This is a genomic window from Pseudonocardia sp. TMWB2A (assembly GCF_017312135.1).
The window spans coordinates 2,296,209-2,309,153 of sequence record NZ_QKQY01000001.1 but is presented as its reverse complement, the minus strand read 5'-3'; the positions used below and the strand labels follow the sequence as shown (position 1 = coordinate 2,309,153).

Annotated in this window: 14 protein-coding genes; 4 read left to right on the top strand and 10 right to left on the bottom strand. The window is 60.1% G+C overall.

Annotated features, from left to right (window positions below):
• Nucleotides 1-14: 14 nt before the first annotated feature.
• The 3 genes from gltX to DMP17_RS10665 all read left to right on the top strand — a co-directional run bounded on the left by gltX (nucleotide 15) and on the right by DMP17_RS10665 (nucleotide 4,118).
• Nucleotides 15-1,352: a glutamate--tRNA ligase gene (gene gltX, locus DMP17_RS10675; RefSeq protein WP_337829066.1), complete on the top strand. Its 1,338-nt coding sequence runs from the start codon at nucleotides 15-17 to the stop codon at nucleotides 1,350-1,352.
• A complete protein-coding gene (gene msrB, locus DMP17_RS10670) occupies nucleotides 1,349-1,771 on the top strand; it encodes a peptide-methionine (R)-S-oxide reductase MsrB (RefSeq protein WP_337829065.1) in 423 nt (140 codons plus the stop codon). The genes gltX and msrB overlap by 4 nt, the downstream gene beginning before the upstream one ends.
• A gap of 91 nt (nucleotides 1,772-1,862) precedes the next feature.
• Complete coding sequence (locus DMP17_RS10665) at nucleotides 1,863-4,118, top strand: transglycosylase domain-containing protein (protein ID WP_337829064.1); 2,256 nt, start codon at nucleotides 1,863-1,865, stop codon at nucleotides 4,116-4,118.
• Nucleotides 4,119-4,505: 387 nt separating this feature from the next.
• Here the strand turns inward: DMP17_RS10665 and DMP17_RS10660 are convergent, their stop codons facing one another.
• Genes DMP17_RS10660 through DMP17_RS10650 form a run of 3 tightly spaced genes read right to left on the bottom strand, consistent with a single transcriptional unit; the run spans nucleotide 4,506 to nucleotide 6,290 of the window.
• Nucleotides 4,506-5,276, bottom strand: coding sequence for a M48 family metallopeptidase (locus DMP17_RS10660; protein WP_337829063.1), 771 nt, complete (start codon nucleotides 5,274-5,276; stop codon nucleotides 4,506-4,508).
• Nucleotides 5,233-5,661, bottom strand: coding sequence for a YcgN family cysteine cluster protein (locus DMP17_RS10655; protein ID WP_337829062.1), 429 nt, complete (start codon nucleotides 5,659-5,661; stop codon nucleotides 5,233-5,235). The genes DMP17_RS10660 and DMP17_RS10655 overlap by 44 nt, the downstream gene beginning before the upstream one ends.
• Entirely contained in the window at nucleotides 5,658-6,290 is a 633-nt protein-coding gene (locus DMP17_RS10650; RefSeq protein WP_337829061.1) for an SCO family protein, read from the bottom strand. The genes DMP17_RS10655 and DMP17_RS10650 overlap by 4 nt, the downstream gene beginning before the upstream one ends.
• Before the next feature lie 143 nt (nucleotides 6,291-6,433).
• Here DMP17_RS10650 and DMP17_RS10645 point away from each other — a divergent pair, with 143 nt between their 5' ends.
• A complete protein-coding gene (locus DMP17_RS10645; RefSeq protein WP_337829060.1) occupies nucleotides 6,434-7,018 on the top strand; it encodes an ankyrin repeat domain-containing protein in 585 nt (194 codons plus the stop codon).
• 84 nt (nucleotides 7,019-7,102) lie between these two features.
• Here the strand turns inward: DMP17_RS10645 and DMP17_RS10640 are convergent, their stop codons facing one another.
• The 7 genes from DMP17_RS10640 to DMP17_RS10610 form a co-directional block, all read right to left on the bottom strand.
• Nucleotides 7,103-7,639 (bottom strand): MmcB family DNA repair protein, encoded by a 537-nt coding sequence (locus DMP17_RS10640; protein WP_337829059.1) that lies wholly within the window; start codon nucleotides 7,637-7,639, stop codon nucleotides 7,103-7,105.
• Nucleotides 7,640-7,755: 116 nt separating this feature from the next.
• Complete coding sequence (locus DMP17_RS10635; protein ID WP_337829058.1) at nucleotides 7,756-8,103, bottom strand: hypothetical protein; 348 nt, start codon at nucleotides 8,101-8,103, stop codon at nucleotides 7,756-7,758.
• Nucleotides 8,104-8,209: 106 nt separating this feature from the next.
• Nucleotides 8,210-9,061 (bottom strand): hypothetical protein, encoded by an 852-nt coding sequence (locus tag DMP17_RS10630; protein WP_337829057.1) that lies wholly within the window; start codon nucleotides 9,059-9,061, stop codon nucleotides 8,210-8,212.
• 18 nt (nucleotides 9,062-9,079) lie between these two features.
• Nucleotides 9,080-9,817, bottom strand: coding sequence for a TerC family protein (locus tag DMP17_RS10625; protein ID WP_337829056.1), 738 nt, complete (start codon nucleotides 9,815-9,817; stop codon nucleotides 9,080-9,082).
• A 74-nt stretch (nucleotides 9,818-9,891) separates the two neighbouring features.
• Nucleotides 9,892-10,413 carry an AAA family ATPase gene (locus DMP17_RS10620; RefSeq protein WP_337829055.1) on the bottom strand — a complete coding sequence of 174 codons (522 nt, stop codon included), beginning with the start codon at nucleotides 10,411-10,413 and terminating at the stop codon, nucleotides 9,892-9,894.
• A 39-nt stretch (nucleotides 10,414-10,452) separates the two neighbouring features.
• Nucleotides 10,453-11,709: a transcription termination factor Rho gene (gene rho / locus DMP17_RS10615; protein ID WP_337829054.1), complete on the bottom strand. Its 1,257-nt coding sequence runs from the start codon at nucleotides 11,707-11,709 to the stop codon at nucleotides 10,453-10,455.
• Nucleotides 11,710-11,889: 180 nt separating this feature from the next.
• Nucleotides 11,890-12,930 (bottom strand): acyl-CoA desaturase, encoded by a 1,041-nt coding sequence (locus tag DMP17_RS10610; protein ID WP_337829053.1) that lies wholly within the window; start codon nucleotides 12,928-12,930, stop codon nucleotides 11,890-11,892.
• Nucleotides 12,931-12,945: the final 15 nt, after the last annotated feature.

Genomic DNA, 12,945 nt, shown 5'->3' with positions numbered 1-12,945 from the left:
CATGGCGCGAGGCCATGACCATTATCACCCGTTTCGCTCCGTCCCCGACCGGTATGCTCCATGTCGGCAATATCCGCACCGCGCTCCACAATTGGATGTTCGCGCAAAAGCAGGGCGGGAAATTCCTGCTGCGTATCGACGACACCGATGGCGAGCGTTCCAAGCAAGAATATGTCGACGGCATCAAGGCCGATCTCACTTGGCTGGGGCTGATCTGGGACGGCGAAGAACGCCAGTCCGCGCGCTTTGACCTTTATGAACGCCGCTTTGAAGAATTGCGCGGTCAGGGCTTGGTCTATCCTTGCTATGAAACGCCCGACGAGTTGGAATTGCGCCGCAAGGTATTGCAAGGGCGCGGTCTTCCGCCGATTTACGAACGCACTGCGCTGGACCTTAGCGATGAAGAGCGCGCCGCCAAGGAAACCGCAGGCCTGCGTCCGCATTGGCGTTTCAAGCTCGACCATGACACGCCAATCCTCTGGACCGACCTTGTGCGCGGCGAGGTGCAGTTTGACGCCAAAACCATGTCCGATCCGGTCATCCGCCGCGCCGATGGTAGCTGGCTTTATATGCTGCCGAGCGTGATTGACGATATCGACATGGGCATCACCCATGTGGTGCGCGGCGAAGATCATGTGTCGAATACGGCCGCGCAAATCCAGATGTTTACCGCTCTTGGGGCGCAGCCCCCGCATTTCGCGCATGAAGCCTTGCTCACGGGGAGCGAGGGCAAATTGTCGAAGCGGCTGGGCTCGCTTGGCGTTGCCCATTTCCGCGAGGAAGGGATTGAGCCGATGGCGGTCAAGGCGCTCCTTGCGCGTATCGGCACTAGCGATCCGGTGATTCCGGCGACCGAGATTGCCCCGCTGATTGAAGGCTTTGATTTCAGCCGTTTCGGGCGCGCGCCCGCCCGTTTTGACGAAGCGGAACTCGCAACACTCAACCAGAAAATCCTCCATCATAGCGATTATGCGATGGTCAAAGACCGGCTCCCCGCCGGGATTGATGCGGTGGCTTGGGCGGCGATTGGCCCCAATATCACCAAGCTTGCCGATGTGGCGGATTGGTGGGCGGTGGTCAAAGGGCCGGTCGCTGTGCCTTCCTTGGAGGCAGAGGATAAGGCGTTCCTCGGCCAAGCCGCTGACGCGGCCGCCGCGATGGATTGGGCGAGCGACCCTTGGCACGCGCTCACCAATGCGTTGAAGCAAGGAACGGAGCGCAAGGGCAAAGCGTTATTCCTTCCGTTACGCCTCGCGCTTACCGGCATGGAACATGGCCCCGACATGGCCGCGCTCCTGCCGCTTATCGGCAAGGACGAGGCAGTGCAGCGATTGAAAGCAGGCAGCCTATGACCGACAAAACCAACCCCGACTCCAACCTCACCGACGCAGAATGGCGCGAAAAACTCACGCCGGATGAATATCATGTGCTGCGCGAACATGGCACCGAGCGGGCGTTTACCGGCGCTTATAATGACGAAAAACGCCCCGGCCTTTACCGCTGTCGCGGGTGCGGGACGCCCTTGTTCAAGAGCGACACCAAATATGAAAGCGGGTCGGGCTGGCCGAGTTTCTATGCCGCGATTGATCCCGCCGCGATTACCGAAATCCGCGACACCAGCCACGGCATGACGCGCATCGAGATACGCTGTGCTACCTGCGACGGCCATTTGGGCCATGTCTTTCCAGACGGACCGCAGCCGACCGGATTGCGCTATTGCACCAACAGCCTCAGCCTTGATTTCGAACCGGAAAGCGGCGGAAAAGCTTGAAACACGCGCGTCTGCACGCCCTGTCCACCGCATTTGCACCAATATAAAACTTGTCGGCATGGGGGAGAGGCTTTAAGCCTTGGTCCCAGCTATGGCGCGCCGCAAGAAACCTTCTCCCCAACTTGCTGATTCCAAACCCAAAAGTCGCTATTGGGTGTGGTTCAAGCGGCTTATGTGGACCGGCCTTACCATCGGTTTTATCGGCTTTGTCGCGCTCGCCACCTCGGTCTGGATTGCGATGCAGTCGCTGCCGAGTTTCGAAGAGCTGAAACAATCGCCCAACGGCCAGACCATCCGTGTCCACGCCGCCGATGGCAGCATCCTGATGACATTGGGGCCGACCTATGGCCGCTGGCTCAAAAAAGAAGAAATTCCGCAGATCATGACCAATGCGATGGTCGCGGTCGAAGACCGGCGCTTTTACAGCCATTTGGGCGTCGATCCGGTCGGCATGGCGCGCTCGACCTGGGTGGCGGTGCAAAATCGCGGCACCGGACGGCGGATGCAGGGTGCATCGACCATCACCCAGCAGCTTGCGCGCAATATCTTCCTGACCAACAGCTACACTTATTCCCGCAAGATGCGTGAAGCGGTGCTGGCGCTCGCGATGGAGCGCAAGTTCAGCAAGGACCAGATCCTCGAACTTTATTTGAACAAAGTCTATTTTGGCGGCGGCAGCTACGGCATTGACGCGGCCTCGCGCCGGTTTTTCAACCATAGCGCAACCTCGCTGTCGCTGTCGGAAGCCGCGATTATTGCAGGGCTTGTCAAAGCCCCGTCGCGCTATTCGCCGACCGCCGACGCCGAAGCTGCGGTCGACCGCGCCAAGGTGGTGCTGCAAGTGATGCAGGATGCCGGTGCGATCACGCCGGGGCAGGCGGTCGCCGCCAATCCGGTCGCGGTCGAACTTGCGCCCGAACCCGCCCAGACCAGCGCGCGCTATTTCACCGACTGGGCACTGCCGCAGCTAGATGTGCTGATTGACGAGACTGCTGAACCGCTCGACGTATGGACCACGCTCGACCCCGCCTTGCAACGGTCGGCGACCGCATCGGTCAAGGCCAATGCGCCGCGCGGGGTGCAGGGCGCACTGGTCAGCCTCGATCGCGACGGTGCGGTTTTGGCGATGGTCGGTGGCACCGATTATGTGACCTCCAACTATAACCGCGCGACCAAAGCGGTGCGCCAGCCCGGCTCGGCGTGGAAAGTATTCGTCTATATGGCCGCGCTGGAGGCGGGCTATAAGGTCAATGACATGGTCGAAGACAAGCCGGTCACGATCAAGGGCTGGAGCCCGCGTAACAGCAGCGGGCGTTTTTCGGGCGATGTGTCGCTGCGCACCGCCTTTGCCTATAGTTTGAACACGGTGGCCGCGCAGCTTGGCGAAGAAGTCGGCTATGCGAGCGTTGCCAATATGGCCAAGCGTTTCGGCATTACGACGCCGATCAACACCCACCCGTCGATGGTGCTCGGTACCTCCGAAGTGCGCGTGATCGACATGGCGCGCGCCTTTGCCGGGGTTAGCGCCAAGGGCGCGGCGGTAACGCCCTATGGCATCACCAAAGTGACCACGGCGGACGGCAAATTACTCTATAACCACACGCCCGAAAAAGGCGCACAGCTCATCGACCCGTGGGTCGCGGCGGGGATTACCGACCTTATGCAAACCGCGGTCAACACCGGCACCGGCCGCGCGGCGCAGATCGGGCGTCCGGTGGCGGGCAAGACCGGCACGACGAGCAGCAATAAGGATGGGTGGTTCGTCGGCTTTTCCAGCGGCATCACCACCGCCGTATGGATGGGCCGCGATGACAGCAAGGCGGTCGGCAATTATCTACAGGGCGGCAAAGCGCCCGCCAAAGCCTTTGCCGATTATATGCGCGTCGCGGTCGCCAAACGGCCGGTCGAACAATTTGATACGCAGGTCACCCTACCCGAATGGCAGTTGGAGGCCGAAGAGCCGGGACAGGAATTCGGCGCGCCGGGCGAAGGGCAATTTGTCGATGAAAACGGGATGCCGATCCAGATCGAACCCGAAGTGCCGGGCATCGACAATGCCGCCAATCCTGACGGCCCGCCCCCTGCAACCCGCCCCGACCGTCCGGACCGGCCCGAAATCAATCAGGATTGGATTGACGGCGTGACCGGCAGGCGCGGCAATGGTGATAGCGGCAGCGGTTCCGGCGCAGGCTCCGGCACGGGCAGCAACGAACGCGACAGGGACCGGGGGAGAGAGTGGGACCGCGACCGCAACGACCGCCCCTTCCCGCCCAACGCGCCGCCCCCCAAAGCCCCCCAAAGCAAAGCCCCACCCCCGCGCGGCAATGACGGGGTGTTTGTGGAGTAAGGCATAAGGTGCGCCGTCGCAAACTTTGCTCGATACCCTACTTCACCCTTTTCCCTACCGTTCGCCCTGAGTAGGCTCGTTAGAGCCGTATCGAAGGGTGATGGTGGGGCACAATGTCAGAATATTTTATCGTACGGGCCGTGTGTACACTGTCCTTCGATACACCGCCCTCACGGGCGGCACTCAGGACGAACGGAATAAAGGTACTGACCCTAAGAATTTGAAGCGAAACTGAAAATCCTTAGGCGTAGGGGGGATCCGTTGGTTAGCTGTGCGTTATACTGACAGGCCCCACCCCACTTCGTCTAATTCCGCTTCGCTTCGCTCCGGGGCATAAGGCTGCGTAGGCCCCTCCCCTAAAGGAGGAGGGGCTGTAGGGCGCCCCCCTCAATCAAACCTGTACTGATGCAGCTTATGCCCTTCGGCCTTGAGCCAGCGGCGGGCTTTTCTTGCGCTGCCTTCGAATATGGCATCGACCAGCGCGTGAAATTCGGGGCCGTGGTGCATATGGCGTAGATGCGCGACTTCATGCGCGACGGTTGCGCGACGGACGAAATCGGGGGCCATGACGAGGCGCCAATTATAGCGGATGCTGCCATCCGACGCGCAGCTTGCCCAGCGGCTTTTGGGGTCGGCGACCGAGACGCGCCCCGCTTTCAATCCGGCAATCCCTGCATATTCCAGCGTTTCATCGCCGAGCAACGCCAAGGCTTCGGCCTTCATCCAGCGCTCGATGCGGCGCGGGACCGTCTCTTGCGGTCCGCCGACATGGAGCAACCCATCGGCCAAGGTCACACGGCGCGGCCCGCCTGCTTCCCATGCCACGCGCACCAATTCGCCCTGATAGAGCAACTCCGCGCCATCGCGCACCGCGACAATCGCGTCCATTGTGCCGATTTGGGTGGCGAGCCAGCGATGCTGGCCTTCGACCCACAGCAATGCTTTGGTGCGATCATAGCGTAAGGGGAGCGACAGGCGGATCTCGCCCTTCATCCGGTCAAAGCGCATCGTCAAGCGCCGTGCGCGTGCATGAGGGAGCAGTTTGACCGGCCAGCTTTCCCCGCCAAGCGTCACATGCGCGCGATTTGGGTCGGCGGGCGGCGCAATCAGCCGCTCAGACCTCGCGCTCGACAAGATGGTTTTCCAAAGGGCCGGCATCTGTTTCCGATATGGTCCATCCGCGCACCGACTGTCCAGCTTTATGAACGGCTTCGGGGTCGCCTGACACCAGATAATGCCATTCCGGCAACGGCAAGCCTTCGGCGCGCAGGCGATAGGCGCAGGTCATGGGGAGCCATTCAATTTCGAGCAATTTTCGCGGCGTCAGTTGCAGGCAATCAGGCACATGGCGCTTGCGGTTGGGATAATCCATGCACTTGGCTGTCTGCCGGTCGAGCATATGGCAAGCCACATTGGTCGGGTAAATATGCCCGGTCCATTCCTCCTCAATCTTGTGGAGGCAGCATTTGCCGCAGCCATCGCACAAGGCCTCCCATTCAGCCTTGTCCAATGTCTCAATCGGGCGCTCCCAAAAGGGGGTCACACCACCCATTGTTCCAGCAATGCCTTGACCTTGGCGGGGTCGCCTTCATTTTCGGGGGTGTTGATCGCATCGGTCGGCACCAGCGCGATGGGCTTGCCGTCCGGCCCCATGAGATAGGCAAGCTGGGTATGCGACATGAGGTAAGCGTCGGGCGCAGAGCCTTCGACCTTGTTATAGACAACCGCATAGCCTTTGGCCGCGGCGGCAATTTCTTCTTCGGTGCCGGTCAAGCCGACCATCTTGTCGTCAAACTGGCGGATAAAGGCTTTGACCTTTTCGGGCGTATCGCGCGCGGGGTCCACCGTGATGAAGATGGGCTGCACCTTCGCACCCAATTCCGGATGCGCCTTGGCAAATTGCTGATAGCCGTTGAGCAGATGCTGCATATCGACGGGGCATACATCCGGGCAATAAGTGTAGCCGAAATAAACAAGGCGGTATTTGCCCGCAAAGTCGGCGTCGGTGACGCGCTGGCCGTCCTGATTGACCAGATTGAGCGGTGCGCCCAGCCGCGCGCCCGCAAGTGGCGGTTCGCCTTTGGCAACAGGGGCGGGGTTGCACGCACTCACAAGGGCGAGCGCGGCAAGGGCGGGGAGGAGGGCGAATTTGTTCATGGTGATGCCAGCCATGACCTGCTATCTGTACAAAATCAACTGGCGGTGTGCGGCTGCGCGCATAAGGCGCACGGGCTTTTACGCCGCCGGAGCATTTTTATCCTTATTCGGAAAAACCATAGACTATGTCGCACCGTCCCTTTTCTTTTTTCCGCCTGATGGCGCTGTCCTTTGCCGCGATAAGCCTTGCCGCCCCTGCTATGGTGCAGGCGCAGGCGGTGGACGGTTATAAATTCCTTGATGCGGTCAAAAAGCGCGATGGCGATGCGGTCACCGCCATGCTCAATGTGCCGGGCAATATCATCAACACGCGCGATGTCAGCAATGGCCGCACCGCCATCCATATCGTGACCGAACGGCGCGACCTTACATGGATGAACTTCATCCTGAGCAAGGGCGGGCGGGTTGATGCCGAGGATAATCAGGGGATTACGCCTCTGCTGATCGCGACGCAGTTGCGCTATGCCGACGGTATTGCGCTGCTGCTCGACAAGGGCGCGAATGTGAATAAGGGCGACGGGCAAGGCGTGACCCCGCTCATCCGCGCGGTGCTGAACCGCGATCTGCCGACCGTGCGCCTGCTCGTCGCGCGCGGGGCCAATCCCGATCAGGGCGATACGGTGACGGGCCTTTCCGCCCGCGACCAGGCCAAACGCGACCCGCGCGCGGCGATGATCCTGCAGGCTTTGAGCGCACCCAAGGCGGCACCTGCGCGCCCTGTGATGGGGCCGTCGATAAAATAGGGACCGCCTAACCTAACCCGGACCCACCCCCAGCCCCTTCCGCACGCGGGAGGGGAGTGGCGTGTCGCTTGGCCTATCCGCTCCTCACCCCATTGGCAGCGCGCGCAATTCTGTGTCTTGTGCGACCATTGCGCGTTGCATGGCTAGTCTTGCCAGCCGCAGCGTTTCGGCCTTGCGCCGGGCGGGGGCGAGGCTGTGGGTGGCGGCAGGACGCAATATTTCTGCATCATAGCGGTCGGCGATGATGATGCCGCTGCGGTCCGGCAAATAGGGGGCGGCCTCTAGCGGGCTATGGTCGAACCCCGCTGGCAGCGCCCAGAAAAAACGGTCGCAATAATCGAGATAATCGGGCCATTTCATGTCGCCGAGCAGGTCAGCGCGCGAAACTTTAATTTCGACAATCACAATTTCCCCGCGCGCGTCCATCGCGACCAGATCGGCGCGGCGGCCATTGGGGAGCGGCACTTCGCACATCATGGTGAGGCCATGACGGTAGAATAGTCGCCCGACCCCGCGCGCCACGTCCGCTGCCACCAGCGAGTCGGCAAAACAGCCATCCTCCATCGCGCAAATATCGGCAGGACTAACGGGCGCGCCGGATTTTCGAGGAATCATCGTCATCGGATGATGTTAGAACGAACAAGGAACAAAAACAAGCGAGGAGGTTAAAATTGCGGGGCTTATTATGGCCCATATCCCTGTCTCACGCCCGCCGCATCGGCGCGCATCGCTAGCTCTTAAACAATCGACCGCATCAGCGCATTCGTCGCGGCCTGTCCGCCGGTAAGCTGGTCCAGTTCGCGCAGCGCCTGCCCCTGATCGACGCCGCGCGTATGTTTGGCGTCCAAGATAAGCTTTTCAAGCTTGGCGGGGCTGCGGTCGGGTTCGGGGGGTTGCGGCTCGCTCAACCGGCTATTGAGCTCGGCCAGCACCTGCTGCGTCTGCGCGGCGAGTTGGGTCGCGATAAGCTGTTGCAGCTCCTCCAGCGCCTTGTGGTGGCCATTATGCTTGCCACTATTGTCATGGCATTTGGCATTATGGGCGTGGCAGCCATTGGCGGCCTGAGTTCCGTGAATCTGTGTCATCGCATTTGACCCCGAACGACTCGATAATAGTCGATTGGGGTCAGCCTTGCGCGCGCGAACGCGTCCTGTCTCTCAGCGATTCGTTTAGATTGACGGCAGGCCGTTGCTATTTGGCGACGAACAGCGCGCGATAGCTGGGTTTCACCAGCGCCTGTAGCGCCGCATCGAGCGGTATGTTGAAATTATATTGCCCCTCGGCATAAGGCCCCGCCGTATAGGGCGCGAGCGAGAAGCCGATTTGCGTGTAGCGGCCATTGACCACGCCGGTCGGATAGACCTCGTTTTCAAACGGGTCGGGACAATTACCGAAAATTTCGCTTTTGGCGGTCGGCTCACCGCGCTTGTCCAGCCGCTCCCTATCGAGCGCGTTACAATAAGCGGGAAGCAAGGCCGCTTTGGCGCGCGCGGCATCGGTGAAGAGGTCGGCAAAACCCACGACCTTGCCCGCCTTGCGGTCCCAGATCAGGCTGTCGGTCCAATTCATCCCGTGCGCGCCACCTTCATAGCTTGCGCCATCGCCGAGCATCACGGTCAGCCCCGCCGTTTCGCTGTCCGCCACCCAGCGCATCGCACTGATAAGTTCGGACGCAGGCGGGCCGCCCGCTTTATTGTCATAAGTCGCCATCAGCTTGTCATAAGCGGCTTTGGCGGTCGCGCGCCGCGCATCCATGATGCCGGTCAGCCCCGGATTACGGTCCATCACCATGTCGGGATAGACATAGGTGAAACCGGGTTCAACCTGCGGCTGCGCGCCGACAGGGGAGGTTGCCTGAGGCCCCGTTTGCGGCGATGTGGCTTGCGGAGGAGAAGCTGGCGGTGCGCTGGCATCCGCCGCGACCGTCTGACACGCCCCCAGCAAGGTGAAAGCAGCCCCTGCCGCGCCGGTGAGCAAAATTCTGGGCACCAAGAATCTGGTCGTCAAAATCATGGCCGGACGGCTGGGGGCTGCTTGCGTCATAAATATCCTCGTAAAGGCTTAGCTGAATAAAGTTCCGAGCCCGATGGCCGGGTCGACCCAGCCCTGATGCATCATCTTTATTGCAACATAGAGAACGAGGAGCAGACCGACATAGCCGACCCACTTATAACGTTCGATGAGGCGCGCGAGGAAGTTTGCGGCAACGCCCATCAGCGCCACGGCAAAGACCAGACCCACAATCATAATACCCGGATGGTCCTTGGCCGCGCCTGCCACCGCAAGCACATTATCAAGGCTCATCGACACGTCGGCAACGCCCACGGCCCATGCGGCAGCCCAGAAGCTTTTGGCGGGTTTGAGGCCGGAATCTTCGTCGCCTTCAATTTCCGGCGAGCCGGGCGATTCGCCATGCTGGTCGCGCATTTCGCGCCACATTTTCCAACCCACCCACAAGAGCAGCAAGCCGCCCACAAAGATAAGGCCGACAATATTCATCAACTGCACCGCGATCAGCGCGAAGATGATGCGCAATATGAGCGCGGCAACGACACCCAGGATGATGACCTTGCGGCGCTGTTCGGCCGGAAGCCCCGCCGCCAGCGCGCCGACGATAATCGCATTGTCCGCTGCCAGCAGCAGATCGAGCCCGATGACGGTCAGAAACGTCCAGAAATTGGACGGTTCGGTAATATTGGCAAAATCATTGACGATATGCTGCCAGATTTCGGCAGGACTGCCAAAACTGGGCGCGGCGGAAGCGGCCCCTGCCGCTAGCGCTAACCATTGTTCGATCACACAAAAACTCCTTGGGTCGATGCGGGGGCGTTTATCGCCGCACACACTTTCATCGGGACAAGACTTTTCGCGGCTTATGGTTCCCGACGCAAGAGCCGTTCGCGCATAAATTCCAGCCTTTCGGCGACCGGCGCCAAGGGTAGATCGACGAGCCTATAGCCATAGGATTGCCAGGCTTTGGAAATGGCCGCGTCGCTAGCGATCGCTTCGTCCCAACTCTGGATACGTTCGGCATCGCCCGCATAAATCGCAGCCCAGGGCGGCGCGCGGAAAATCGGGCCGGAATAGCGGTAAGTGCGACAGATATGATCTAGCGCAGGCGGCACGGCGAGGCCTTCAACGCGCAAAAAGCCCGCAATATCGGCAAAGCCGCGGTCAAACAGGACAGGGCCGTCCATTGTTACCGAAGCCGCCCATGTCGCGCGCTGTGCATCGAGCATCGCCCGCGCAAAAGCGGCGGGCTTGTGCGCACGCAAGGCCATCCCGCCGGGGGCTTGCAATATAGGACGCGCGACTTCTGGGAAGATTGTGAAACCGGCCTGCGCGGCGGCTTCCAGCAAGGTCGATTTGCCCGCCCCCGGCCCGCCGGTAATCACCGCACGGACCGGAGGAGGCTGGTTCACCCGGGCGATGCCTTATTGGTTCATCGCGTCGAAGAAATCTTCGTTGGTCTTGCTGTCCTTCATCTTGTCGAGCAGGAATTCCATCGCATCGACGGTGCCCATCTGCATGAGGATACGACGCAGCACCCACATTTTCGACAGCTTGTCCTTTTCGACCAGCAATTCTTCCTTGCGCGTGCCGGACTTGCCGACATCGAGCGCGGGGAAGATGCGCTTGTCCGCAACCTTGCGGTCGAGGACAATTTCCGAGTTACCCGTGCCTTTAAATTCTTCAAAGATGACTTCATCCATGCGGCTACCGGTATCGATGAGCGCGGTCGCGATGATGGAGAGCGAGCCGCCTTCTTCGATATTACGCGCCGCACCAAAGAAACGTTTGGGGCGTTGCAGCGCGTTCGCATCGACACCGCCGGTCAACACCTTGCCCGAAGAAGGAACAACCGTGTTGTAAGCGCGGCCAAGGCGGGTGATGGAATCGAGCAGGATGACCACATCCTTTTTATGTTCGACCAGACGCTTGGCCTTTTCGATGACCATTTCGGCAACCTGCACGTGGCGGCTGGCCGGCTCGTCAAAGGTCGAGCTGATCACTTCGCCATTCACCGACCGCTGCATGTCGGTAACTTCTTCCGGACGCTCGTCGATGAGGAGGACCATGAGGAACACTTCGGGATGGTTTTCGGTGATTGCGCGCGCGATATTTTGCAGCAAAACGGTCTTACCCGTGCGCGGCGGCGCAACGATCAGCGCGCGCTGGCCTTTGCCCTGCGGCGAGACAAGGTCGATAACGCGCGCGGACTTGTCCTTCTGCGTCGGATCGACCGTATCAAGCACCAGCTTGCTGTCGGGATAAAGCGGCGTCAAATTATCGAAATTGACGCGGTGACGCACGGCGTCCGGGTCATCGAAATTGACCGCGGTAAGCTTGGTCAGCGCGAAATAGCGTTCGCCATCCTTGGGCCCGCGAATTTCGCCTTCGACCGTATCACCGGTGCGCAGGCCATATTTGCGGACCTGGTTGGGCGACACATAAATATCGTCGGGACCGGCAAGATAGTTTGCTTCGGGCGAGCGCAGGAAGCCGAAGCCGTCCTGTAGCACTTCAATCGTGCCAAGGCCCATAATCTGTTCGCCATCTTCGGAAAGTTCCTTCAAGATTGCGAACATCAAATCCTGTTTGCGCAAGGTCGATGCGCCTTCGACCCCCAATTCCTCGGCCATTTCGACGAGTTCCGCGGGGGTTTTCTTTTTCAGTTCTTTTAAATGCATAAATATGTTTCCGGTTGGAAAAGGGGGATAGTCGGGATCAAAACCGGCGGTCCCGCCGCTTGATTGGGGGACACGCGCTTCATGTTCATGTGAACCTCTTGCCGACCCTATAAGGCCAGCGATCCACGACACGCACAGGACGTGCGATAACCGGAAATTTAGGAGTTTACGCGCCCCAAGTCAATCGACTGCGCGTAAGGCATCATATCGGGCGGGCATTTGTTCCGGTAAGCGGATATTGCGGGCCAGTCCAACCAGCGCCAACAAACGGATAAAGGCATAGCCCCAATCGCTTTGCCCCGGATAAAGGCCAATGCGCGCCGACCCCGGAAACGCATGGTGATTATTGTGCCAGCTTTCACCCATAGAAGGGATGGCGGCCCAGGGCACATCGAACGCTTGCACGCCCGATGCTTCGACAATCCAGCTTTGCGGCCCGCGATTATGGGCAAGATGACCGATATACCAATGGCCGGTGACCGAAATACAAACGCGCACCGCAATGCCCCACACAACCCAGCCGATACCACCGGCTGCATAGAGGATGAGGGCGAGAGGGATTTGCTGTGCCATCCAATACCGTTCCATAAAGCGGTAAAACCGGTCGTTGGCGATGGGACCCAGATCATAAGTGGGCGGCTGGTCGAGGGTCAAACGGCAATGGAGTTGCCACCAATAATCGCGCAGCATCCCGTTTTTATGCGCTAGATAGGCATGGCAGTCGGGCTGGCGCTGCGCCCAGTCGCGCAAGTCATGAGTGCGCATCATCCAATGCGGCCCGCTCATCCCCACCAATGTGCCGAGCCACACCAGAATATATTCGACCGCGCGCGATGTTTTGAAACTGCGATGGATCATCAACCGATGAAACCCGACGCTATGCCCGGCAAGCAGCGTAAGGCCGGTCGTGAGGATGAAGATGAACAGCGCACCCGGCGTCACGACAAAGGGCGCAACAAAGAGGGTAAGCGCCAACATACTGCCATTCCACAGCGAGTGAAGCGCATCCCATTCGACGCGCCCGCTGACGGCATTGGCGTCCGGCCCCGCGCGGACCGAACCGACATCATTGGGATCGGCGCGGTCATCGACTGTTTGAAGAGGAGGGTTCGCTTCTGCCGGTTGCTCTGTGACGGCGGCAACAGGAGTTGGCGTCCCGACAAAAATTCCGCCCGCTTCGCTGCGCACATATCCCCAATCGATTCTGGTCCCTGCATCCATAATCCCAGACCTTCC